This is a genomic window from bacterium, from assembly GCA_026708015.1.
GTDB lineage: Bacteria > Actinomycetota > Acidimicrobiia > Acidimicrobiales > Bin134 > Poriferisocius.
Window position 1 is genome coordinate 14243 of sequence record JAPOVT010000053.1, and the last position, 22985, is coordinate 37227.

Genomic DNA, 22985 nt, shown 5'->3' on the forward strand with positions numbered 1-22985 from the left:
ATCGCACCGGGCGCGTAGCTCAGATGGCAAGAGCGCTTCCCTTACAAGGAAGAGGCCGGGGGTTCAAGTCCCTCCGCGCCCACCCAAGCCTACGTGTGCGGATTCTCACTTGTGGATGGCGAGCAAGTGGCGCGATGGGTAAGACTGGCACCCGTTATACCGTCGGCCGCCAAATCAGAGCGCGACGGTCCTTTGAAGGGGGAAACGTGAAGCACTTCCGCTGGCTCATCTTTCTGTTGGCTGTTTTCGCTCTTGTCGCCGCGGCGTGCGGTGGCAACGACGACGATGATTCGGGCGCTGCCGCCCCGGTCGAAGCCCCTGATGATGAGATGGATGAGTCCATGGACGATGACATGGACGATGAGATGGATGAGTCCATGGACGATGACATGGACGATGAGATGGATGAGTCCATGGACGAAGACATGGACGATGAGATGGATGAGTCCATGGACGATGACATGGACGACGACATGGATGACGATGAGGCCGAGCCGGTAGCCACTGAGGAGCCGGAAGTTGATCCCTGTGCCAACGTGGCCCTCGAGGCTACCGATATCGGACTCACATCCGACACCATCACCGTGCTGGTCATGGCCGATGTCGGCTCCCCGCTGGCACCCGGCTTGTTCCAGGGCTCCATCGACGGGGTCAAGGCTTGGGCCGACCATGTGAACTCTGAGGGGGGCTTGGCCTGCCGCCAGGTCGAGGTCATAGAGCATGACTCGGCCATCAATCCCACCGAGACCACCAACGGATTCCTAGTGGCTTGCGAAGAGGCTTTCGCTTTGGTGGGCACCACGGCGTTGTTTGCCCTCGACACCACCGATCTCCAGTCCTGCCCCGATGCGGCGGGCAACGACATCGGGGTGCCCGATTTCGCCTACATCACCACTGAGCCGCCTCACCAGTGTTCGGTAGTGACCTTTGCCACCAGCAGGCCCAACAGCGAGTGCCCCTACGCTGGCACGGGTCCCCGAGCCGTGCAGAGCCAGGTGGGCCACGTCCAGTGGCTGCTGGAAAATGTGGAGTCCAACCTAAACGGGGTTTACTTGGTGCCATCCGACCTGCCTTCCACCATCGCCTCGACCATGCCCCAACTCAGATCCTTCCAGGAGCTGGGCATCGTGATTGATGGCGAGCCCGGAGTGAGCGGCTTCACCACCCAGTCGGAGTACGGCGCCTACATCCAGGTCATGCGGGATGCCAACTCCAACTTCGCCTACACCGGATCTGACGACCAGTCCATGATCAAGTGGCGCAGTGAGGCCGAGGCACAAGGCCTGGATGTGGATTCCATTACCTGGATGTGCCAGTTGGCCTGCTACACCCCCAGCTTCCTTGAGGCTGGCGATGTTATTGAGAACACCTACATCTGGCTCTGGTTCTTGCCCTTTGACGAGGTCGAGCACAACCAAGAGCTGGCCGACTTCATGGTGGCTATCGACAACCCCTTCCCGCCAGCATGGGCCGCGGGCTCGTGGGCCGACGGCGTGCTGTTCGAGCAGGTGGTCAACAACATCGTGGCCGAGGGCGGCCCCAACGCCGTCACTCGCCAGGCGGTGTTGGACGGTGCCCGCAGCCTGACATCCTTCGACGTGAACGGCTGGTGGAGCCCGGCGGACTACTCCACCACCGAGAACATCATGCCTTGCTTCATGCTGATGCAGGTGCAGAACAACGAATTCGTCCGGGTACATCCCGCAGCGCCAGGCGAGCTGGACTGCGACGCGGACAATGTGATCGGCCTGACCAAGGATTGGGGAGCGGAGTTCGGCGGCTGACCTGACGCAAAGCGAGCTCTGGCCGGCTCAGGCTGAACTCCCATGATTTTTGGGCTCCGCCGCTCCGTAGTGGCTGCCACGCTGTTGGCGACCCTCGGAGCGGTGGTGCTCGCCGTGCTCACCTGGAAAGGCTCCCAGGTGACCAGCGAATCCTTCCTGGTTACCACCTACATCGGGCTCTTCCTCGGTGCGCTGTGGGCGATGTACGCCACCGGGCTGGTGGTGGTCTACACCACTACCGGGGTGTTCAACTTCGCCCAAGGCGCCATCGGGGTGTTCTCGGCGTTCCTGTACTGGGAGCTCCACGTGAACCGGGGCTGGCATTCCATCCTCGCCCTGTTCGTGGTGGTCTGCTTGTTCGCCCCAGCGCTGGGAGTGACGCTTGATGCGGTGATCATGCGGCGACTCCGCACCGCGTCGCTGGTGGTACAGCTCATGGTCACGGTGGCGATCATGGTGCTGTTGCTGTCGGTGGTTGGCGACATCTGGGAAGCCGATACACCACGACGAGTGCCTTATCTGTTCGGCATCAACAACGGCATCGACTTGGGTCCTTCGCAGCTTCCCTGGCACCGGCTCATCGTGTTCGCGGTGGCGATCGCCATTGCCGTGTCCATGCGTTTCCTGCTGCGCCGCACCCGTATCGGCACGGCCATGCGGGCGGTGGTGGACAACCGGGAACTGGCCGCCCTCAACGGCGCCCGCCCCAACGTGGTGTCGTCCACGTCGTGGGCGCTGGGTTCCATGATGGGGGCGCTGGGAGGCATCCTCATCGCCCCCGAGCTGGGACTCGATCCCGCCACCCTCAACAACGTGGTGATCATCGCATTCGCGGCCGCCGCCTTCGGTGCCCTGCGGAACCTGCCCATGGCCGTGATTGGGGCCATGTTGATCGGGCTGTTGCGGGCCCACACCGGGGCATGGCTCGACTTCGGGCCCGACTTCCGCTTCGCTCACTTGGCTGTCGCTCCGCTGATCTTGCTGTTTGTGGTCGTCGCCTTGCCCCAGGCCCGCCTGGAGGTGGGTCGGTTGGCCCACCATCTCCGGCGTCACGAGCGCTACACCAAATGGTGGGAGGGGCTCTTCGGCTGCGGAGTGGTCATTCTGCTGGCGGTGGTGTTTTCCGGCGGGTGGCTGGACTTCGGCATTTGGGATCCAGGGGCGTGGGGGAGCAGAGAGCTGAACTCGGCCAACGAGGCCATGGCACTGGCCTTGATCGGCCTGTCCCTGGTTCCATTGATCGGCTGGGCCGGGCAGATCAACTTCGCGCCCTTGGCCTTTGCCGGATTCGGCGCGTTCGTCTACCTCAAGCTGGCCGGTGACACTGGCAACGGCTACTGGATTCTGCTGGTGGGCTTGCTGTGCGCCCCCCTGGGAGCGCTTGTCGCCCTGCCGGCTGCTCGATTACGGGGCTTGTACCTGGCCCTCATGACCATGGCTTTCGCCCAGGCCATGTCGCTGATCTTCTTCCCCCACCCGTGGGTCATGCCCATCATCGGTACCGGACGGCAGTTCCCCCATATTGAGCTGTTCGGGGTCACGTTCGACGATCGCCGGGGCTTCTTCTTGCTGATGGTGTGCGTTTTCGCCATCTTTGTGTACGGATTGGTGCTGTTGCGAAGATCCCGATACGGCCGAAGATGGATGGCCATCAACGACTCTCAGGCTGCCTCCGCCACCCTAGGCGTGCCAGTGGTGTGGACCAAGGTGGTGGTATATGCCGTATCCGCCTCCATGGCAGGAATCGCCGGAGTGTTCTGGGCCACGGTGTCGGGCAACGTCGACAGCGTGCAGGGGTTCGACCTGCTCATCGGATTCAACATCGTGCTGTTGGTCGCCGCTGCGGGGGTTTCCATCCCCATGGCCGGCATCTTTCTAATTTTCATCCCGCTGTTCAAAGGGTTCGGGCTGCGACTGGAAGATGCTGGGAACGTCGACTTCCTGGTAACGCTGCTCGACATAATGACCACCTACGGTCCTGGCCTGATGGTGCTGGGCATGGTGTTCAACCCGCGGGGGGCCATCTTCGAGATGGGGCGAGGATTCTCGCCCATTCTGCCGTGGCGCAGCGACGCCCGTGCCGAGATCGCGGCCGAGAATGCCCAAAAGCGGGAGCCGGAGATCGGCGAGTTGGGCCTCGAGCGGCCCTTCACTCCCGAAGAGGTGATCGCCATCGACCGCCGACTGGGGATCTTGGACGAAGTGGTACCGAAGGAGGGCTATGGCACTGCTCGAAGCTGAGCATGTGGTAATGCGCTTTGGCGGCGTGGTGGCCCTTGACGACGCCTCAGTGGACATCGACCCCGGCGAGGTTACCGGCCTCATCGGCCCCAACGGCGCGGGCAAGACCACGCTGTTCAACGTGGTCACCGGTTTGCTGCCCCCCACCGGCGGCAGCGTGAAATTCGACGGCATCGACATCACTCGGGCCACCGTGGCCAAGCGATCGCAGATGGGCATCGCCCGCACCTTCCAGAAGCTGGAGGCGTTCAACACGCTTAGCGCGTTCGACAACGTGCGGGTTGCGGTGGAGCAGAACCACCGCGCCAAGTGGAAGCATCGGCGGGTCAACGACGTGGCCCATGAGATGCTGGGCAAGGTGGGCCTTGACGAAGTAGCCGATGTGACCGTGGGCACCCTTCCCACCGGCAGCGCCCGACTGGTCGAGTTGGCCCGGGCTCTGGCTTGTCGGCCCCGGGTGCTCTTGCTGGACGAACCGTCGTCGGGTTTGAACGAAGAGGAGACATCTTCCATTGGTCAGCTTCTGCTGGAACTGGTGGCCGACAAGGACAACGATCTTGCGGTGTTGCTGGTGGAGCACGACATGAGCTTCGTGATGGGGGTGTGCGCCCGCATCCATGTTCTGGACTTCGGCAAGATCATCGCGGTGGGCACGCCCATTGAGGTGCAGGCCGACTCCGCGGTTCGGGCTGCCTATTTGGGGAGCGACGAATTCCGGGGGGCCTATGTGGGGGTCGACGAATGAGCAACGAGTCGGCAACCCCGCTGTTGGAATTGGTCGGCATCCGGGCCGGCTACGGCACCATCGACGTGCTTCATGGGGTGGACCTGCGGGTCATGCCCGGCCAGGTGTATGCCCTCTTGGGGCCCAACGGCGCTGGCAAGACCACCACTCTGGGGGTGGCCAGCGGCCAGATCCAGCCCCATGCCGGTTCAGTGCTGCTCGACGGCCACGAGGTGAACGGGGTCTCCCCCGATCGATTGGCCCGAGCCGGGGTGTGCCTTATCCCGGAAGGTCGAGGCATTTTTCCCAATCTCACCGTGGCAGAGAACCTGCGGATGAGCACTTACGCTGGTGTGTCCTACAAGGAGGTACAGGAACGGGCATTCGCCCAATTCCCCCGCTTGCAGGAGCGCCGCAACCAGATGGCAGGCACCCTGTCGGGAGGCGAGCAGCAGATGCTGGCCATGTCCCGGGCGCTGTCCACCGATCCGGCCATCTTGATGTTGGACGAACTATCCATGGGGTTGGCGCCCATCATCGTGGAGGAGCTCTACGAGCAGGTGGCCACCCTGGCTGAAGCCGGGCTGTCCATCCTGATCGTGGAGCAGTTTGCCCAAGCGGTTCTTGGTGTGGCCAATGAGGCCGCCATAATGCTCCATGGCAAAATCCTGCGCACGGGCCCGCCCGAAGAGATCGCAGAAGAATTGACCGCCGCCTACCTAGGCATGTCCTGAGGAGACACCATGAGTGATGCAACCGACGCTGCGGGCGACAGCAGCCGCCTCGAAGAGTTCCACCAAGAGGTGACCAAGCTCCGGGCTTCCGGTGGCCGGGCCAACCCCGACCGCTGGGTATTCCGCATCGGGTTGATCTTTACCATTGTCGGGCTGGCCTTCACCTTGGTCTCGTTCGTCATGACCGGCGGGGCTTCGAACGCTGTCAACCACCTCGATCTGATCGTGTCGGCCATATTCGGGCTCAGCCTCACGTTCATCGGCTTGGTGATGATCGCAGTCAGCTCCTTCAAGCGCTTCATGCGCTACTGGCTGGTTCGCCTCGTCTACGAATACCGAGAGCAGACCGACCGGGTGGTGGGCCGCTAGCGGTATTCCTCAGGTCGGGGAACGTCGTAGAGCGGGTCGGGGGTCATCTCCAGCGGGCCGCCGTATTCGATTCGCTGGCGAGTGCTGCGGTGCAGCGGGTCTTTGTCCAGCTTGGGAATAACGTGGGCGCCGAACAGGCGGATGGTCTCGAGGCAGACCTCATGGCTGAGCTGAATGGGGAGGCCGAACGACACCTGGTCGCAGCCGATCTCGTCGTAGCGCTTCACCTGTTCCAACACCTCGTCGGGGTCGCCGCACAACAGGAACCCCGCGGCGATGCGCTCCTCCACGTCTTCGATGGTCGGCTCGGGCACCAACTCGGGGTACACCGGCAGGCCTTCGGGCTTGGGGAAGGTGTCGTGGTATTTGAACACCAGTGACTGGAGGTAGCTGAGCTGCATCTGCTCGCACACCACCCGGCGGGCCTCCTGGCCGTCTTCCAGGCACACCAGGCCGTTGGCGATCATCACATTGTCGTTCACGTATTCGCCGGCGGGCTCGGCATGGGGGATGGCGTTCTTGTAGGCCTCCACATGGGGGGCCATGTCGTAGATGGCCGACACGTTGAACCCCAGTACACCGAGTCCGTGGCGAGCGGCCTTCTCATAGGTGGGGGTGTTGCCCGCCGCCACCCACATGGGCGGGTGGGAGTGGCAGTAGGGCTTGGGGAGCACGTTGAACGCGCCCCAGGTGCCGGTCTCGGGGGTCTGGAAGGCGGTGCCGTCGGGGTGCGAGTAAGCGGTGCTGCCCCATATCTTCTTGAACTCCCAGATCACCTCGTCCCAGTTGGTTTTGGTCTCCAACGGGTCGATGCCGAAGCCGCCGATCTCGTGGCTGCCCGCCCCTCGGCCGGTGCCGAACTCGAACCGGCCCTTGCTCATGTGGTCGAGCATGGCCACCCGTTCGGCCAGCTTGATGGGGTGGTTCACGATGGGGTTCAGGTTGAAGATGCCCGACCCCATGTGGATCTGTGAGGTCTGGGCGAAGGAGTAGGCCATGAACACCTCGCTGGCTGAGGTGTGGGAGTAGTCCTCCAGGAAGTGGTGCTCGCTCACCCAGATGTACTTCCAATTGTGCTGGTCGGCGACCCGCACCATCTCCAGTTCGTTCTCAAAGGCCTGGTGCTCCCAGTAGGGGCTCCGGGCCCCACCCCGACGAGGTGATCCCTGCAAGAAAATGGCGAACTCCACGACGCTCCTCCCTCTGTCGCTGCGCCCGCAGACTACTCGCCGGTTTCTTGGCAGGCTCAGCCCGACGAGAGGTCGAGAACTACCCGGCCGATCACCTCTCTGGACTCCAGGGCGGCCATGGCCTCGGGAAGTTCTTCGAACCGATAGGAGGCCGTGACCACCGAGTTGATACTGCCCGCATCCCACAACGCGCTGAGCTCGCGGTGGTCGGCCTGCCTCTCCTCCCGGCTATAGCGGGCCGGGATGGCTCCCACCACCGAGTAGTTGCGCTGCACGACGTGGCGGACGTTCACCGGCGCCCACTCGCCGCTGGCGAAACCAATGAGCACGATGCGGGCGTCGCGGGCCACGCACCGGGTAGCGGCGGTGTAGGCGTCGCCCCCCACCGGGTCATACACCATGTCTACCCCTCGTCCATCGGTCAGTTCCATGACCGCGGCGGCGATATCGCCTTCCCGATGGTCCACCGTCTGGTGGGCGCCGAAACCCGCCGCCGCCTCGCAGCGCTCCGGACCACCGGCCACGGCTATCACCCTCGCGCCCAGTGCGGCCCCCAGCGAACAGGCTGCGGCTCCGGTGCCGCCGGCCGCGCCGAGCACCAGCAGGGTCTCCGCCGCCGCTAGTCCGCCCCGTCGGACTAGGCCTATCCAGGCCGTGTGGTAGGGGATCAGGAATCCGGCCGCGGCGGCGTCGTCCATGGAGTCGGGCACGGTGAACCACGAGTGGCCCAGGCCCAGGCACTGTTCGGCAAAACCACCGTCGCCGGTTTGGAAGGAGGTGACGGTCATCACCTGTTGACCGGGCTCCAGTTCCACCCCGTCGCCCGCCTGGACCACCGTCCCACACACCTCTTGGCCTGAAGTGAACGAACCCTCCTTCGGTGCCAGCGGGTACGTCCCCTTGCACATGAAGACGTCGGGCAGGCCGACACCCACCGCGCCCACCTCCATCAGAAACGTCCCCTCCCGAAGATCGGGCACGGGCTTGTCGATCAGCCGAAGCACCTCACCCGGCACCCCCGTACCTTCAACCACCCAAGCTTTCATGGCCCCAAGCATTCCCCACCTGGCCTGAAGTCCACCAGCCGACCACCGAAGTGCCAAGCTACCCCTATGGCTGACCGCTATGGGCTGGAAACCATCGCCACCGGGCTAGACAGCGGGGTGCTCACCGCCACGTTGAATCGTCCCGATCGGGGCAACGGCCTCAACAAGCAAATGCACTTGGACCTGCGGGACCTGTATCGCCGCATCGCCGAGGACTCCGATGTGCGGACGGTGGTACTCACCGGGGCGGGGCGTTCGTTCTGCGTGGGGGCCGATTTCGCGGTGATGGAAGAGAATCTGGAAACTGGCTATCCCGAGGGCCGTCCCGACCTGCTCGACGACGGCATCGACATCGCCCGGGGGGCGCTGCGGGTCCGCCAGCCCATGGTGGCCGCGGTAAACGGCCACGCAATCGGGCTGGGCGCGTCGCTGGCCCTGTTCTGCGACGTCGTCTACATGAGCGATGCGGCCCGAATCGGAGACCCCCATGTGAACGCCGGGTTGGTGGCCGGGGACGGGGGAGCGGTGCTGTGGCCGCTATTGGTGGGACTCAACCGGGCCAAGGAACTGCTCATGACCGGCGACCTGTTGGTAGCCGACCAGGCCGAGCGATTCGGGCTGGTCAACCACGTGGTCCCGGCCGACGAAGTGCTGGCGTCGGCTGTCGCAATGGCCCAACGGCTGGCCGCCGGACCCCGCCACGCCATCGAGTTCAACAAGCGGCTGTGCAACAAGGAGCTGGAAGACCGGGTCAACCGCCTCTACGACCTGGCCTTCGCGCTGGAGGCCATCACCTTCGACACCGACGACCACCGGGAGGCGGTGGACGCCTTCTTGAACAAGCGTACTCCGAACTTCGACCGCGGCGACAAGGGCTGACTGTGGCCAACCACAAGCTCTACATCCACGAGTTCATCGACATCATCGGCCATAACCGGGCCAACTACATGCACCACATGACGGCCAACTGGTCGCCCATCGCCCAAGACGAGCGCGACCAGCTCTGCTACGGGGTGTGGGCCATCGTCGGCACCACCAGGGGTTGGCCGCAGGTGCTGAATCTGTGGGAGGAGGACGGCTGGGACGGCATGGCAACCTCGTTCCGCCTCGAGTGCCAGGGCGCTGGGGCCCAAGACCCCAAGTTGGCCAAGTGGTGGGCGCAGGCGGCCAACTACCGGCGCTCGGGCACCGACCGCTTGCTGGTGCCCGCGCCGTGGACCCGGACTATTGAGGAACTGTGCGCCGACGGGGTGACCGGCGAGTGCTACGCCCACGAGCAGGTGAGCCTCAAGCGAGGAGCATCAGCCGAATTCTTGGAGCGGGTGCGAACCGACGCCGTCGCCGCCTATGAGCCTTTCGGCTGGGAGCTGGCCGGAGCATGGGAGACGGCCATGGTGGCCGACGACGAGGCCTTTTTGCTGTGGGCCATCCCCACCTGGGGGGCGTGGGCCGAATTCGAAAAGGCCCAGCGCACCGATCAGGGACTGGCCCAGTGGAGGGCCGCGGTGGACGACCTGGTGGAGGGCTGGCACCGGTTCCTTCTAGTGGACGCCCCGCTGTCTCCGTTCCGCACCGGCCGCCAACCAGCCCGCGGCGACCGGATCGACTACGAGGACCTCTGAACGCGATCTCCTGCGGGCAATCGACTACGAGGATCTCTAGCGGCTTAGACCGCGATCTTGTAAAGCTTGGCGGCGTTGTCCTGGAGCACCTTGCGGGCCACGTCGTCGTCCACGTCGGCCAAGGCGTTGGACGCCTGCTCGAGGCCGAAGGGGTAGAGGCAGGTGGGGTGGGGGAAGTCGGTCTCGAACAGCACGTTGTCGGGGCCGATCTGGTTGATGAGTTTGTCTGGGGACAGGTCCTCGAACCAGTAACAGCCGTACATCTGGCGGCGGAAGTACTCGCTGGGGCTCAGGCTGAACTGGGCCTGCACGTCGGTAGTGAGCTGGTCCATCTGGTAGTCCAGCGACTCCAGCACAAACGGGATCCAGCCGACTCCCGACTCCACCGACACGATCTTGAGCGTGGGGTGGCGTTCCAGCACGCCGGAGAAGATCAGGTTGGCCAGCACCCGGGCGTTGGTCAGATACATCATGGCTGAGCCGATGGCCAGCTTCTGGTCGTCGCCCTGCGATGGCCACGGCGAGGTGCCGAACCAGCCCATCGAGCTCTCGCTAGCCCCGATGTGGAAGTTCACCGGCAACTCGTGGTCGCAGCAGAACTCCCACAGCGGCCGCCACGCCTCCTCGCCCAGATCGGGCAGTCCCCGGAGTTGGGGGTCGCTGCACATCACCAGGCCCCGCAAGCCCAAGCCGACGATGCGCTCGGCCTCGGCCAGCGATCCCTCTATGTCCCACCACGGGATCAGCCCCATGGGGAACAGCCGCTCGCCGGAGTTCTCCTGGATCTCGGCCATGGCGTCGTTGTACACCGACACACACAGGCGCTTGAGTTCCACGTCCTCGATCTGGCCGAACTTCTGGCTGCCGAAACCGGCCAGGTTGGGGTAGATGATCTGAGCGTGGATGCCGATCTGGTCCATGACCTCCACCCGGGCGTCCATGTCGTAGGCACCGGGATGGACTTCGTCGATGGTCCAGCCCATGAATTCGGTGCCTAGGGCCTTACTGCCGTCAGGACGCACCACCCCGCTGGCGGTGGCGAAGCCCAGGGTCTCACCGTCGAGGACCCAATGGGGCCGTCCGTCCACATCGGCCACCTTCGGGAGGCGGTCGACGTAGTCCGCCGGCGCCCGGCTGCTCCACAGGTCGTGGGGCTCGGTCAAGTGGGTGTCGACGTCGATAACTCGGATCTGATCTCGCGTTGCGGCCATGCCCAAGTCTGGCACGATCTTGCCCTTGATTGCCCAGCGAATGTACTGATCAGAGCAGGCCACTAGAGTGGCGCAGGTCGAATAGTCCAGGGGGAAATAATCGGGTGGGCGAGTTCATCCAATTGCTTGTGAGCGGGGCCATTGCCGGTTCCATCTACTCGCTGATCGCCGCCGGGCTCACGCTGAGCTACACCTCCACCGGCATCTTCAACCTGGCCTATGGGGGTATCGCCTACACCTCCGCGATGCTCTACTTCCAGCTCATCAATGCCCTGGGCATCGAGAGCTTGGGCATGAGGCTGCTGTCGTTCTTCCTCGTGGTGCTGGTGTTCTGCCCGCTGCTCGGGCAGCTCCTGAACGTGGCGGTGTTCCGACCCCTGGCCCGGGCCAACGACGCGGCCAAAGTCATGGCCACCATCGGAATTTTGGTGGCGTTGCCTGCGCTCACCGATTTGCTGGTCGACCTGGGCACCAAGACGTGGGACTGGGGACTGCAATCCACCGACTACGTGTTCCTCACCCCCGGGGTGTGGAAGGTGCCCAGCGAGACTTGGCCCTACGACCTGGATGTTGTCGGCCTTGACGGCATCCGACTGCTCATTAGCAGCAACCAGTGGACGGTGCTGGTGGTAGCGGCAGTTGTCGCGGTGGCGCTGTGGGCCCTAATGCGCCACACCCGCATCGGGCTCCAGATGCGGGCAGTGGTGGACCGTCCCGATTTGGCCGGTTTGCGAGGGGTCAGCGAATCGTTCACCTCGTCGGCCGCCTGGATCATCGGCACCATGCTGGCCGGGCTGGCTGGGGTGATCGGCGCACCGGTGTTCAACTCTCTCGAGTCCAATCAGTACAACGTGTTCATGTTCATCGCTACCGCCGCCGCGGTAGTAGGCGGTTTGCGCTCCATTCCGCTGGCTTTCGCTGGGGGAGTGGCCCTGGGCGTGGTCACCAGCTTGGTGGGCCGGTACGCCACGTTCGCCCAGGACATCCGGGGTTTCGAGAGCTCGGTGCCTTTCGTGGTGCTGCTGGTGGGGCTGCTGTTCATGGCCCGGGAGCGGACTCGTCGCAGCGGCGTAGTGGCCGACGCGCCTCCGGCCACCGTTTACACCGACGACCTGCCGGCATGGAGGGTGCAATTGCCCTGGGTTCTGGGGGCGGCGTTCATCGTGCTCCAGGTATTTGTCTTCGCCGATAAGTTCTGGTTGGGGCTGTGGGTCACCGGCTTGGCCTTTGGCCTGGTGTTCATGTCCTGGGTACTGCTCACCGGCCTGGGCGGTATGGTCAGCCTGGCCCAAGCGGCCTTCGTGACCATGGCCGCCATGACCGCCGGTCTGATCTTGGACAAGACCGGGCTGCCGTTCATTCCCGCGCTGATAGTGGCCGTGATAATCGCGGGGGTGCTCGGCGTGATCGTGGCCCTGCCCGCCCTGAGGTTGGGTGGTTTGCCCTTGGCCCTGGCCACCCTCGCGCTGGCCTTCATGAGCGAGCGGGTGCTGTTCGAGTGGAGCTGGTTCAAAAACGGGCAGGGCACCAAGGGGTGGGACATCCCCCGCCCCCAACTGGGGCCGTTCGACTTCCAAGACACGAAGTCCCTGGCGGTGCTGCTGGTGATTCTGGTGTTGGCCGCGGCCTGGTTGGTGAGAAACCTCCAGCGCTCCGTGACCGGCCGGGCCATCATCGCGGTGCGCAACTCCGAACCTGCCGCAGCCACCTCGGGACATTCGATCGTTCGCACCAAGCTGGCGGTGTTCGCCCTGTCGGCGCTTTTGGCCGGGTTCGGCGGGGTGTTCTTTGCCACGTTCATCGGCAACGTGACCCCGTTCACCGCCACCACCCAAGCCGGGCTTTTCTGGCTGGCGGTAGTGATCTTGGTCGGCATCCGCCGTCCCGGCGCCGCGGTGATGGCCGGCATCATGGTGGCGGCCAGCGGCCACACGTTCGGTAAGGGCTGGCATTGGGATTGGATGGAGTCGTGGCATGTGGTGCTGGTGGCCTCGGTGTTCGGGGCGGCAGCGCTGGCCACCGCCGTCCGGGATCGTCAGGTGGGACTGCCGTTCTCGCCGCCCATCCTCGGTGTGCTGGCGGTTTTGGCCTTCATCTGCCTGGCCCGGGTCTACTCCTGGTATCCCATCGACTGGGACGGGTTCGACCAATACGACGAGGCCCGCAACATCACTGCCTTCATGTTCGGCCTCGGCGCCATGCAACTCGCTCGCGAGCCCGATGGAATCCTTGCGTTCACCGCCGCCCAGAACCGGGTCCGCCGCGACGCGTGGCGCCGGCGGCTGGCGGTGTGGCGGGGGGAGGTCTGGGTTGACGATGCGAGTCCGGTTCCCGAGCGCGTTCCGGCTACCCCTGCGGTTGACTCGGTGAAGTCCGACGCGCCGGAACCAGCCGAGGAGATGGGCGACCAGTACGTCGGCGATCACCCGCCAGCGCTGGAGTTGGTCAACGTGCGGGCCAGCTATGGGCTGGTGGAGGCCCTTCACGGCATCGACCTGTCGGTGCCCCGGGGCGAGATCACCGCACTGCTGGGACCCAACGGCGCGGGCAAGTCCACCACCTGCGCGGTGGCTTCGGGCCTTCTGCCCGCCACTCACGGCACCGTCCGGCTTGACGGGGAGGACATCACGGCGCTGCGCAGCCACCGCCGGGCCCGCCGGGGCGTGGTGCTGGCCCCCGAGGCTCGGGGAATCTTCAGCGGCCTCACCGTCCGAGAGAACATGCAGCTCTGGCTGTCCAACCCTGAAGACCGCGAACTGTGCTGTGATCGGTTCCCCATCCTGGGAGAGCGCCAGAACCAATTGGCCGGCAACCTCTCCGGGGGCGAGCAGCAGATCCTCACCCTGGCGCCGCTGCTAGCCCATCCCCCCGAAGTGCTGATCGCTGACGAACCGTCGCTGGGTCTGGCTCCGCTCATCGTGAACCAGATCTTGGAGTTGTTCATCGAGTTCAAAGAGCGGGGGGTGGCCCTGCTGCTGGTGGAGGAGAAGGCCCGCGACGTGCTGGAGATCGCCGACTCGGTGGCGTTCATCAGTCTGGGCCATATCACCTGGCACGGCCCCCGGTCCGAGGTGGACCACGACCAGCTAGACGCCGCCTACCTCGGGGAAGCCACTTCTACATCGGACTGACCATCTCGAGGATGACAGTCGAAGGTCGCTGTCCTACTATGTCGGCAGCCCAAATCTCGGAGGGGGACATGAAGAAATCATTGCTTTACAAGCTTCTCGCGCTCTTGGCTGCGTTGACGCTGGTGGTCGCTGCGTGCGGCAACGACGACGATGACGACGGAGCAGCCTCGCCTGCGCCTGAGGCCACCGAGGCTCCTATGGAAGATGACGACGATCACGAGCACGAAGATGACGGCGATCACGAGCACGAAGATGACGGCGATCACGAGCACGAAGATGACGGCGATCACGAGCACGAAGATGACGGCGATCACGAGCACGAAGATGACGGCGATCACGAGCACGAAGATGACGGCGATCACGAGCACGAAGAAGACGAGGAGCCCATGGACGATGGGGAGATGGCGACCTCCCGCACGTGGGGCGCCTTCACCTATGAGATTGACTTCGAGCCCTCCACCCGGGGTGTGAGCGACGACACCGTGCGCTTGGGTGCGATGACCCAGGATGCTCTGTACGGAGGTTTCACCGACGGCATTGACGCCCGACTCGGACGGGCCAACCGCGACGGCGAACTGCCCGGCGGTCGGCAGGTCGAACTCGTGCAATACGTGGACGATGGCAGCGATCCGCAGGCCAACTTCGAGGGTGCCCGCAGCATGGTGGAGAACGACGAGGTGTTCGGCATCATGGTCACCTCTGCGGTTTCGCTTCCCCAGACCACCGACTACCTGGCCGAGAACCAGGTGCCATTCACCGGCTGGGGATTCATGCCTGGGTTCTGCGCTCCCAACGACTGGGGATTCGGCTTCAACGGCTGCCTGAGTGGCTATGCCTTCGGAGTCGAGGGTGCCGATCCCCTCGTGTCGGTCCAGAACATCTGGTATGACTTCTTCGGCACCGAGGACATCCAGGTGGGCATCTTCAACAGCGACGATGACGCCGGCCGCGCCGGCCATGCGCTGTACGAAACGCTGTGGGCCGGCAAACTGGCCTTCAACGATTTCGTTCCCACTCAAACTGCGGGAGGCATCACCGATTCCACCCGGTTCGTGAACACGGTGTTGGAGCACAATCCCGACTTGGTGATCCTGTCCACCGACTTCGCCGGAGCCATCACTCTCAAGGCGTCCATCGCCGCTTCGGGATATGAGGGCCCGGTGGCCGACTATCTGACCTACGTACCCGGCCTCCCCGGCTCCAGCCCCGACTTGGGCCAGGCCCTAGAAGGCGGCTACGCCGTGACCCAGGTGCCTCCAGTTGAGGATTCGTCGCAGCCGGCCATCCAGCAGCTCTTGGCCGACTATGAGGCAGTCGGGGCCTTCCCCGGCTTCGGCAGCTTGGTGGGCTATTGGTCGGCCGATTTGATGATCCAGATGATTGCCGCTGCCGGCGAGGATCTGAACACCGCCAGCTTCTATCAGGCGGTCAACATCGACGGCTTTGAGACCACCCAGCAGTCCGGCGGTCTCGGCTCGGTGAAGTGGCCGGCCGACCACGTCATCGCCCCCGACTGCACTGGAATGGTGCAGGTAGTGGACGCCGAGTACGCGGTGGCCTACGACTTCGTCTGCTACGGCGACCCTGACCGGTAAGCCAACTGAACCAATAGCGACTGTGCCGGGCCCGATCGGCTGCCCCAACGGCGGCGGATCGGGCCCGGCCGCGTCCTAGGAGCAGTCCAAGCCGCTGACTGAGTGGCCAACTCCGAAGTGGCCAAAGCAGTGAATTAGGGTCGCAGCCATGTCAGATGCTCCGTGGACAACCATCTGCGAGTTGGTTGGCGACGCGGCCCGCCGGTTCCCCGACTTGGAGGCCCTGGTAGACGGCGATGTGCGCTGGACCTTCCCGGAGTTGCGCGATCGCGTCCGGGGCTCGGCCCGGGCTCTGATGGCCTCGGGCATCGAGCCGGGCGATCGGGTGGCGGTTTGGTCCCCCAATATCTGGGAATGGGTGGTGGCCGGGCTGGGGATTCATCTGGCCGGGGGCGTGTTGGTGCCGGTCAATACCCGGTTCAAGGGCCGCGAGGCCGATTTCATCCTCCAGAAGTCCGGCGCCCGCATCTTGTTCACCGTCACCGATTTCTTGGATACCGACTACGTCGCCCTGCTTCGTGACGCCGACGGCGGAAACACCCTCGACGAGATTGTGGTGCTGCGGGGGTCCGTCCCCGAAGGCACCACCGGCTTTGCCGATTTCCTCCATCGGGCCGAGCAGGTGTCCGAGGACGACGGCGACGCCCGGGCCGCCTCGGTGAGCGGCGACGATCTGTGCCACATCATGTTCACCTCGGGCACCACCGGCCTGCCCAAGGGTGCCATGCTGGTCCATGCCGCCATCTGCCGGGGGTTCAAGTCGTGGTGCGATGTGATCGGCCTGCGGGCGGGCGACCGCTACCTGATCATCAACCCCTACTTCCACGCATTCGGCCTCAACTCGGGCATCTTGGCCTGTCTCATGACCGGGGCTGCCAACATCCCCCACGCGGTGTTCGACGTCCCTGCGGTGATGGCCCGGGTCCCCGAAGAGCGCATTTCCATGCTGCCCGGACCGCCGGCCATCTACCAGACCATTTTGAACCATCCCGATCTGGACAGCTTCGACATGTCCACCCTGCGCCTGGCGGTGACCGGGGCGGCCGCCATCCCGGTGGAGATGATCCTCCAGATGCGGGCCCGCCTGGGGTTCGAGGCCATCGTCACCGGCTACGGCCTCACCGAGGCATCGGGCATCGCCACCATGTGCCGCCACGACGACGACCCCGAGACCATCGCCAACACCTCGGGCCGGGCCATCCCCGACGTAGAGGTGCAGATCACAGACGACGACGGCAACGAGATGCCCCGGGGCGAGCCCGGCGAAATCGTGGTGCGGGGCTACAACGTGATGCTCGGCTACCTGGACGACCCCGAGCAGACCGCCGAGACCATCGATGCCGACGGCTGGCTGCACACCGGTGACATCGGGGTTATGGACGAACAGGGCAACATCGACATCACCGACCGCAAGAAAGACATGTTCATCGTGGGCGGATTCAACGCCTATCCGGCCGAGATCGAGAACATCATGCTGGCCCACCCCCAAATCGGGCAGGTGGCGGTGGTCGGGATGCCCGACGACCGACTAGGCGAGGTGGCGGTGGCCACGGTGGTTCCGGCTCCCGGTGCGGAGCTCACCGAGCCGGATGTCATTGCCTGGTGCCGAGACCAGATGGCCAACTACAAGGTGCCCCGCCAGGTGCGGTTCACCGTCTCCCTGCCGCTCAATGCCTCCGGCAAGGTTCTGAAATATGTGCTCCGCGAGCAGGCCGCCGCCGAGTGACTGCGGTTAGAGCCCCTGACACTGCAATCATCGCCACGTCATGAACAACTCGAAAAGGGGAATCAGCTCGAAGTGGGGGCCGGTCGGAGTCGGGGTGGCTACCGGTTTCTTGTCCGGCCTGTTCGGTGTTGGCGGCGGGATTCTCATGGTTCCCTGTCTGGTGCTGCTCTTGGGTATGGAGCAGCGCCGAGCCCACGGCACCTCGCTGGGGGCCATGGTGCTCATTTCCGCCTCGGCGCTCGGTGGATTTCTGCTGGAGGGCTCAGTGGCGTGGGCACCCGGACTGCTGATATTTGCCGGGTCCTCCGTAGGGGTGACCGTGGGCACCTCGCTGCTCAATCATCTTCCCATCCGATCGCTTCGCATCGGATTCGCCCTGCTGCTTCTGGTCACCGCAGCCCGGTTCTTGGCCGCGGCTCCCGACTCCGACGGCCACAGTAACATCACGGTGGCTTTGGCCCTGGCCTATGTGGCCTGCGGTCTGGCCACTGGGCTGCTGTCCGGGACAATGGGAGTGGGAGGGGGAGTGATCATGATCCCGGTCATGATCCTGCTGTTCGGCTTTGTTGACCCCACTGCCAAGGGCACCTCTCTATTGGTGATTCTCCCCACTTCCATCATCGGCACCCTGCGGAATCGCCGTTCCGGCAACATCGATCCCAAGACGGCGCTGGCCGTCGGGGCATCCGGGGTGGCCTCGGCCTTTGTGGGGGCCCTGGGTGCCAGCGCGCTCAGCCCCCGGCTGTCGAGCATCCTGTTCGCCATCTTGCTTATCGCCAGCGCGGCGCAAATGCTGCGCCACGCCAACGACCCCCCGCCGCCGAGTGAAGCGGTATGACCACCCATCCAATACGCAGGCGGGCCACAAACTCCAAGTTTTTTGGAATACAGGGCGAGGGAACAGGATAGAGTGTGGGTAGATGAACGACACCCAGATTGTGTGGCTGAACACCGAGACCGCGGCGAAGCGGCTGGGAATCACCACGAGAACGCTGTACCGGTTCATCAACGAGGGGGGACTGCCCGCCTATCGAATGGGCCGGGTGATCCGAGTCAAGCAAGCCGACGTGGACGAATTCATCGAGCACAGCCGCATCGAGCCCGGCACACTCGGCCATCTGTATCCCGATCCTGTTCCCGCCGGCAGCGCCGGTGAGGAGGGCGATGACGGCGATGCAGACGCTGATTCCTGAATGACCACCGCAGCGCCGGTAACCATAGACATCTCGCGCAATGGGCTCATGGCCGCCCTATTGGGCGAGCGCGATCAGCACCTCCGCCAAATAGAGCAGTCGTTCCCCGATGCCGACATCTTCGTACGGGGCAACCGGATCACGGTCTCGGGCCAAGGCGCCGACCGCGTAGCCGGATTATTCGACGAGATGATCCTGCTCGTCCAAGGCGGCCACCAGCTCGATTCCCGTACTCTGGGCCGGGCGATCAAGATGGTGGAGGCAAACGAGAGTCCCTCGGGGGTGATGGACACCGACGTGCTGCGGTCGGGCCGGGGCCGGGTCATTCGTCCCCAGTCAGCCGGCCAGCGCAGCTATGTCGACGCCATGCGGAGCAACATCATCACCTTCAGCATCGGCCCGGCTGGCACTGGAAAGAGCTGGCTGGCGGTGGCTACCGCGGTGCGGGAGCTGAAGGCCCACACTGTGGAGCGGATCATTCTGACTCGGCCTGCGGTGGAGGCGGGGGAGCGCCTGGGATTTTTGCCCGGAGACATGATCGCCAAGGTCGACCCCTATCTGCGCCCGCTCTATGACGCCCTGTACGACATGCTCGACACCGAAGAAGTGCAGTCTCTGATCGACCGGGGGGTCATCGAGATCGCTCCGCTGGCCTATATGCGAGGCCGCACCCTCAACGACAGCTTCATCATCCTTGACGAAGCCCAGAACACCACCCCCGAGCAGATGAAGATGTTCTTGACCCGCATAGGATTCGGCTCAAGAGCAGTGGTGACTGGCGACGTAACCCAGGTGGACGTCGAAGGAGGCCGCAGCGGGCTGGTGTCCTTGGAGAAGATCCTGTCCGGGATTGACGGCCTGTCGTTCGTCCACCTGAGTTCTCGCGATGTGGTCCGCCACCCCATCGTGGCCGACATTGTGAACGCCTACGAGCGGGCCCAGCAGTGATGGCCGGCGGAGACGGAGTTCCTAGACCCAGCGGCTCTGACATTGATCAAACGGTGGTCGTGGTTTTGGATGGCCAGCGGGACCTGACGGTGGAGAAGGACCGTTGGGCCGGGCTGCTGCGTCGAGTCCTCTCCGAAGAGCAGGTGCCGGTTCCCTGGGAGGCAGGGCTCTCATTCGTAGACGCTGGCGAAATGGCCGCCCTCAACGCCACCCATCGGGGCATAGACCGCCCCACCGATGTGCTTGCCTTCGGCGCAGACGATGGCAGCGCCCCACGGGGTCCCGATGAGCCCCGGCTGGTGGGCGACGTGGTGATCTGTCCGTCGATGGCGGCGGCCAACGCCGCGGCCCGTGGTGCGTCCATCGACGAAGAGCTGGCCCTGCTGGTGGTGCACGGCGCATTGCACCTGCTGGGCTACGACCACGTCGACGACATCGATGCCGCCGCCATGGAGGGCCGGGAGCGGGAGCTGCTCGCCCCGGCAACGGCGACTGCGGCATCCACAAGCACCCCGGCAACGGCGACTACGGCATCCACGAGCACCCCGGCAGGGCTGCGATGAGCGTTCTCGGCCGGTTCGGGCTGGTAGGACGCCTTTTGCGGGCCAGCTGGCGCCGGGAAGCGCCGCAGGTGTCAGAGGAAGAGCTGCTGGCCATGGCTGAGGCGGCCGAGGCTTCTGACGCCATCGAACCCGAGGAGCGGGAGCTGATCGGCCAGATCATCGAGTTCGGCGACACCGTGGCCCGTGAGGTGATGGTGCCCCGCACCGACATGGTGGCGATGAGCGACCAGCACACGGTGGGTGAGGCCATCGGCATCGTCATCGACCACGGCTACAGCCGGGTTCCGGTGTATGGCGGGGGAATCGACGATGTTGTGGGCGTGGTCCACGCTAAGGACCTGATGCGGGCCGAGCGGGAGGAGGGCCCCGATTCCCGGGCCGCAGCCGTGGCCCGAGCCCCCCACTTCGTGCCCGAGACCAAGCGCATCTCCCTGTTGCTGCGGGAGATGCAGGCAGAGAAGTTCCACATCGCCATCGTGGTGGACGAGTACGGGGGAACTGCGGGAGTGGTCACGCTGGAAGACCTCATCGAGGAGTTGGTGGGCGAGATCGTCGATGAGTTCGATGTGGAGGAGCCCATGATTGAGCGGCTGGCGCCCGGAACGGTGCGGGTCAATGGTCGGGTGCCCATCGACGAGTTGAGCGAGGTACTGGGGGCGCCGCTTCCCAATGGCGACTGGGACACGGTGGGCGGCTTGATCTTCAACACCTTGGGCCATGTGCCCGACGAGGGGGAGACGCTGGTGATGGAAGGCTGGGAGCTGCTGGTGGAGAGGGTCACCGGCCGCCGTATCGCCCGGGTGATCGTGAAGCCGGTATCGCACGCGGCAGCTGACGGATAACCCGCTTCTCAGGTTCATTCGTTCGTTCTTGGAGCATTGGCGTGGGCAAAGTGAGCTTGACCGAGGCCAGCCATGCCCTGAGTGAAGCCTCCGAGGTGATGGCCGGGCTGGTAAGCCGGTTTGGACCGCCCCGGTTGGGTCCGAAGCCTGCCGTGGGGGAGCGGTTCGAGGTGTTGAGCCGCGAGATCGCCTACCAGCAGCTGGCCGGCAAGGCAGCCGGGGCCATTTGGGGTCGGGTGCGGGAGCAGACGCCGGAGTGGGCCCCCGGTGCAGTGCTGGCGTTGGGCGAGCATCCGCTGCGGGGCGCCGGGCTATCGGGGGCCAAGACTCGGGCGATGCTCGACTTGGCCGCCCACTGCGAGCAGGGCTCGCTCGACTTGTCCTGCTTGGGTCGACTGTCCGACCAGGAGGTGATCGATCAACTCTGCCAGGTCTGGGGCATCGGAACATGGACCGCCCAGATGTTCTTGATCTTCTCGCTGCGGCGCCTCGACATCTGGCCGGTGGGCGACTTCGGGGTCCGCAGAGGCTACGGACTGGCTCACGGTTGGACTGAAGCGCCCTCTGCTGACGAGTTGGGACCGCTCGGCGACCAGTTCCGCCCCTACCGCAGCGTCGCCGCCTGGTACTGCTGGCGAGCCACCGAGCTCTGATCTTCCCAACTCGGTCAACTGAGGGCTGCCAATACACAGGGGAATACGCTTGCAAACGGTGACGGCGGGCTAAAATTCAGAAAGTGTCGGAGCAATCCTCTCAATCTGTGCACAACGACCAGCCCATGACACTGCAAGAGAATGTGGCGTGCCTGGATGCCGCGGTCGAATCGGGCGTGCTGCGAGAAGCAAGACGCCACAGCCTGCATGAGAACGAGCTTGCCGTATTGCAGCTCTTCGCAAAGCAAGACGAATGGAGCGCGACCCAGCTCTTGAATCACGTTGATGTCGACCCGTCGCGAATGAGCCGGCTCGTGGCCAAGATGGTTGACAATCGCCTTCTGCGCCGACGGCGCAGCCGCTCAGACCGCCGCGTGGTTTTCTTGACCCTCTCTTACCGGGGATCGAAGCTAGCAGAAGAGATCTCCAATCAGATGGAGGCCCACGAAGCGGCGCTCTTGAAGGGAGTGGACAGCAGGGAACTGGCCAGCTTTCGTTCGACCACAGAAAAAATCAGGAATAACTTCCAGAAGCTCCAGCAGTCCTCCGACCAATAGAGCTTGCTCACCGGTTTCCGCGCAAATTCCCCACTGGCGACGGGGACCCTACTTGAGGTCTGCGCTATCGAATTCGGCGTAGGACTGGATGACCTTGCGGGCAGTGGCGAAGAAGCCGCTGAGCTCCTGTTCGCTCACGTCCTTCAGGAGAGCGGCTTGGTAGGAGATGATCCTGGAGTGCGCTGCGGCAATCATCTCGCCTCCGTTGTCGGTCAACACCAGATTGACGACCCTCCGGTCGGTACTCGAGCGCCGTCGCCGCAAGAGGCGCCGATTGACCAACTGCTCGACGAGACGGCTAATGCGCGAAGGGCCAAGATCCGTCCTTTCGGTGAGTTGGGTGGCGGTCCACTCGGATCGGTGGCAGAACAACTGCATCACGGCGAACTCGTCTGGACGGAGACCGAATCGCTCTATCTCGATGTTGACCGCCATTGAGATCACTTTCGTCAATGACGATACGCAGTCGCCAAAAGCAGCCGATGGATCGCCCAACATGGGCAGCTCAACCGGGTCCACCTTCTCGTCCTTCGTTTCCAGAATCATGCCACTTATCGAACAATGTCATCTGACAACAAGAGTTATAGGACAGGGTGGTAAACGTATACAAGTAGTGCCGCGATCGCGTCGACTCAAGACCAGCGCATATGCCCAGACTGAACCTCCCCGGGTATAGCGCAGGCTCTGGGTGTCCCTGGATTTCGCGCGGGCGTGATAGCGCCTGTTTGGCCAGGATGCTGTCTTGTGACCCAAGCAACCCTATCCACCCGCCGATCCGGTCAGAGGTGCCAATCTCGAGGGTCACAAGTCCACTTTCGCTCAGAGGGGCGTATTGGCGTCCCAGGGCCTTGATGAC

21 protein-coding genes and 1 tRNA gene are annotated in these 22985 nt (G+C 64.2%); 18 read left to right on the forward strand and 4 right to left on the reverse strand.

Translation table 11 applies throughout. From position 1 onward, the window contains the following. Positions 1–8: 8 nt before the first annotated feature. From OXG30_12390 to OXG30_12415, 6 genes are all read left to right on the forward strand, one after another. Positions 9–82 (forward strand) — tRNA-Val (locus OXG30_12390). Positions 83–206: 124 nt separating this feature from the next. Continuing rightward, positions 207–1784, forward strand: coding sequence for an ABC transporter substrate-binding protein (locus OXG30_12395; GenBank protein MCY4135690.1), 1578 nt, complete (start codon positions 207–209; stop codon positions 1782–1784). A gap of 42 nt (positions 1785–1826) precedes the next feature. Next, positions 1827–4025 (forward strand): ABC transporter permease, encoded by a 2199-nt coding sequence (locus OXG30_12400; GenBank protein ID MCY4135691.1) that lies wholly within the window; start codon positions 1827–1829, stop codon positions 4023–4025. Then, positions 4006–4770 (forward strand): ABC transporter ATP-binding protein, encoded by a 765-nt coding sequence (locus tag OXG30_12405; protein MCY4135692.1) that lies wholly within the window; start codon positions 4006–4008, stop codon positions 4768–4770. Before OXG30_12400 ends, OXG30_12405 begins: the two co-directional genes overlap by 20 nt. After that, on the forward strand, positions 4767–5483 hold the full coding sequence (locus OXG30_12410; GenBank protein MCY4135693.1) for an ABC transporter ATP-binding protein: 717 nt from the start codon (positions 4767–4769) through the stop codon (positions 5481–5483). Before OXG30_12405 ends, OXG30_12410 begins: the two co-directional genes overlap by 4 nt. A gap of 9 nt (positions 5484–5492) precedes the next feature. Further along, a complete protein-coding gene (locus OXG30_12415) occupies positions 5493–5852 on the forward strand; it encodes a hypothetical protein (GenBank protein ID MCY4135694.1) in 360 nt (119 codons plus the stop codon). On the opposite strand, the gene OXG30_12420 is transcribed toward OXG30_12415, so the two are convergent. Both OXG30_12420 and OXG30_12425 read right to left on the reverse strand, forming a co-directional pair. Next, positions 5849–7042, reverse strand: a complete 1194-nt coding sequence (locus tag OXG30_12420; GenBank protein MCY4135695.1) for an LLM class flavin-dependent oxidoreductase — start codon at positions 7040–7042, stop codon at positions 5849–5851. The genes OXG30_12415 and OXG30_12420 overlap by 4 nt on opposite strands. A 56-nt stretch (positions 7043–7098) precedes the next feature. After that, complete coding sequence (locus OXG30_12425; protein MCY4135696.1) at positions 7099–8088, reverse strand: NADPH:quinone oxidoreductase family protein; 990 nt, start codon at positions 8086–8088, stop codon at positions 7099–7101. Between the two features lie 66 nt (positions 8089–8154). On the opposite strand from OXG30_12425, the gene OXG30_12430 reads away from it, so the two are divergent. Together OXG30_12430 and OXG30_12435 are read left to right on the forward strand one after the other, a co-directional pair. Next, on the forward strand, positions 8155–8967 hold the full coding sequence (locus OXG30_12430; protein ID MCY4135697.1) for an enoyl-CoA hydratase-related protein: 813 nt from the start codon (positions 8155–8157) through the stop codon (positions 8965–8967). Positions 8968–8969: 2 nt separating this feature from the next. Next, positions 8970–9710: an NIPSNAP family containing protein gene (locus OXG30_12435; GenBank protein MCY4135698.1), complete on the forward strand. Its 741-nt coding sequence runs from the start codon at positions 8970–8972 to the stop codon at positions 9708–9710. 44 nt (positions 9711–9754) lie between these two features. Here the strand turns inward: OXG30_12435 and OXG30_12440 are convergent, their stop codons facing one another. Further along, positions 9755–10921, reverse strand: a complete 1167-nt coding sequence (locus tag OXG30_12440; protein ID MCY4135699.1) for an amidohydrolase family protein — start codon at positions 10919–10921, stop codon at positions 9755–9757. Positions 10922–11025: 104 nt separating this feature from the next. On the opposite strand from OXG30_12440, the gene OXG30_12445 reads away from it, so the two are divergent. From OXG30_12445 to OXG30_12490, 10 genes are all read left to right on the forward strand, one after another. Then, positions 11026–14052, forward strand: a complete 3027-nt coding sequence (locus OXG30_12445) for an ATP-binding cassette domain-containing protein (protein ID MCY4135700.1) — start codon at positions 11026–11028, stop codon at positions 14050–14052. A gap of 68 nt (positions 14053–14120) precedes the next feature. Then, positions 14121–15647, forward strand: a complete 1527-nt coding sequence (locus OXG30_12450; protein ID MCY4135701.1) for an ABC transporter substrate-binding protein — start codon at positions 14121–14123, stop codon at positions 15645–15647. Between the two features lie 148 nt (positions 15648–15795). Continuing rightward, the gene (locus OXG30_12455) at positions 15796–17373 is read left to right on the forward strand and encodes a FadD3 family acyl-CoA ligase (GenBank protein ID MCY4135702.1); all 1578 of its coding nucleotides are present in this window, start codon (positions 15796–15798) and stop codon (positions 17371–17373) included. Positions 17374–17413: 40 nt separating this feature from the next. Further along, positions 17414–18211 (forward strand): sulfite exporter TauE/SafE family protein, encoded by a 798-nt coding sequence (locus OXG30_12460; GenBank protein ID MCY4135703.1) that lies wholly within the window; start codon positions 17414–17416, stop codon positions 18209–18211. Positions 18212–18293: 82 nt separating this feature from the next. Then, positions 18294–18566 carry a helix-turn-helix domain-containing protein gene (locus tag OXG30_12465; GenBank protein MCY4135704.1) on the forward strand — a complete coding sequence of 91 codons (273 nt, stop codon included), beginning with the start codon at positions 18294–18296 and terminating at the stop codon, positions 18564–18566. Beyond that, positions 18567–19514: a PhoH family protein gene (locus tag OXG30_12470; GenBank protein MCY4135705.1), complete on the forward strand. Its 948-nt coding sequence runs from the start codon at positions 18567–18569 to the stop codon at positions 19512–19514. It abuts the gene before it with no gap. A gap of 53 nt (positions 19515–19567) precedes the next feature. Further along, positions 19568–20077 carry an rRNA maturation RNase YbeY gene (gene ybeY, locus OXG30_12475; GenBank protein MCY4135706.1) on the forward strand — a complete coding sequence of 170 codons (510 nt, stop codon included), beginning with the start codon at positions 19568–19570 and terminating at the stop codon, positions 20075–20077. After that, positions 20074–20919 carry a hemolysin family protein gene (locus tag OXG30_12480; GenBank protein ID MCY4135707.1) on the forward strand — a complete coding sequence of 282 codons (846 nt, stop codon included), beginning with the start codon at positions 20074–20076 and terminating at the stop codon, positions 20917–20919. The genes ybeY and OXG30_12480 overlap by 4 nt, the downstream gene beginning before the upstream one ends. Before the next feature lie 50 nt (positions 20920–20969). Beyond that, entirely contained in the window at positions 20970–21572 is a 603-nt protein-coding gene (locus tag OXG30_12485) for a DNA-3-methyladenine glycosylase 2 family protein (GenBank protein ID MCY4135708.1), read from the forward strand. Positions 21573–21679: 107 nt separating this feature from the next. Then, positions 21680–22129, forward strand: a complete 450-nt coding sequence (locus tag OXG30_12490; protein MCY4135709.1) for a MarR family winged helix-turn-helix transcriptional regulator — start codon at positions 21680–21682, stop codon at positions 22127–22129. Between the two features lie 48 nt (positions 22130–22177). Here OXG30_12490 and OXG30_12495 read toward each other — a convergent pair whose 3' ends face one another. Beyond that, positions 22178–22675: a MarR family winged helix-turn-helix transcriptional regulator gene (locus OXG30_12495; protein ID MCY4135710.1), complete on the reverse strand. Its 498-nt coding sequence runs from the start codon at positions 22673–22675 to the stop codon at positions 22178–22180. Between the last annotated feature and the right edge of the window lie 310 nt (positions 22676–22985).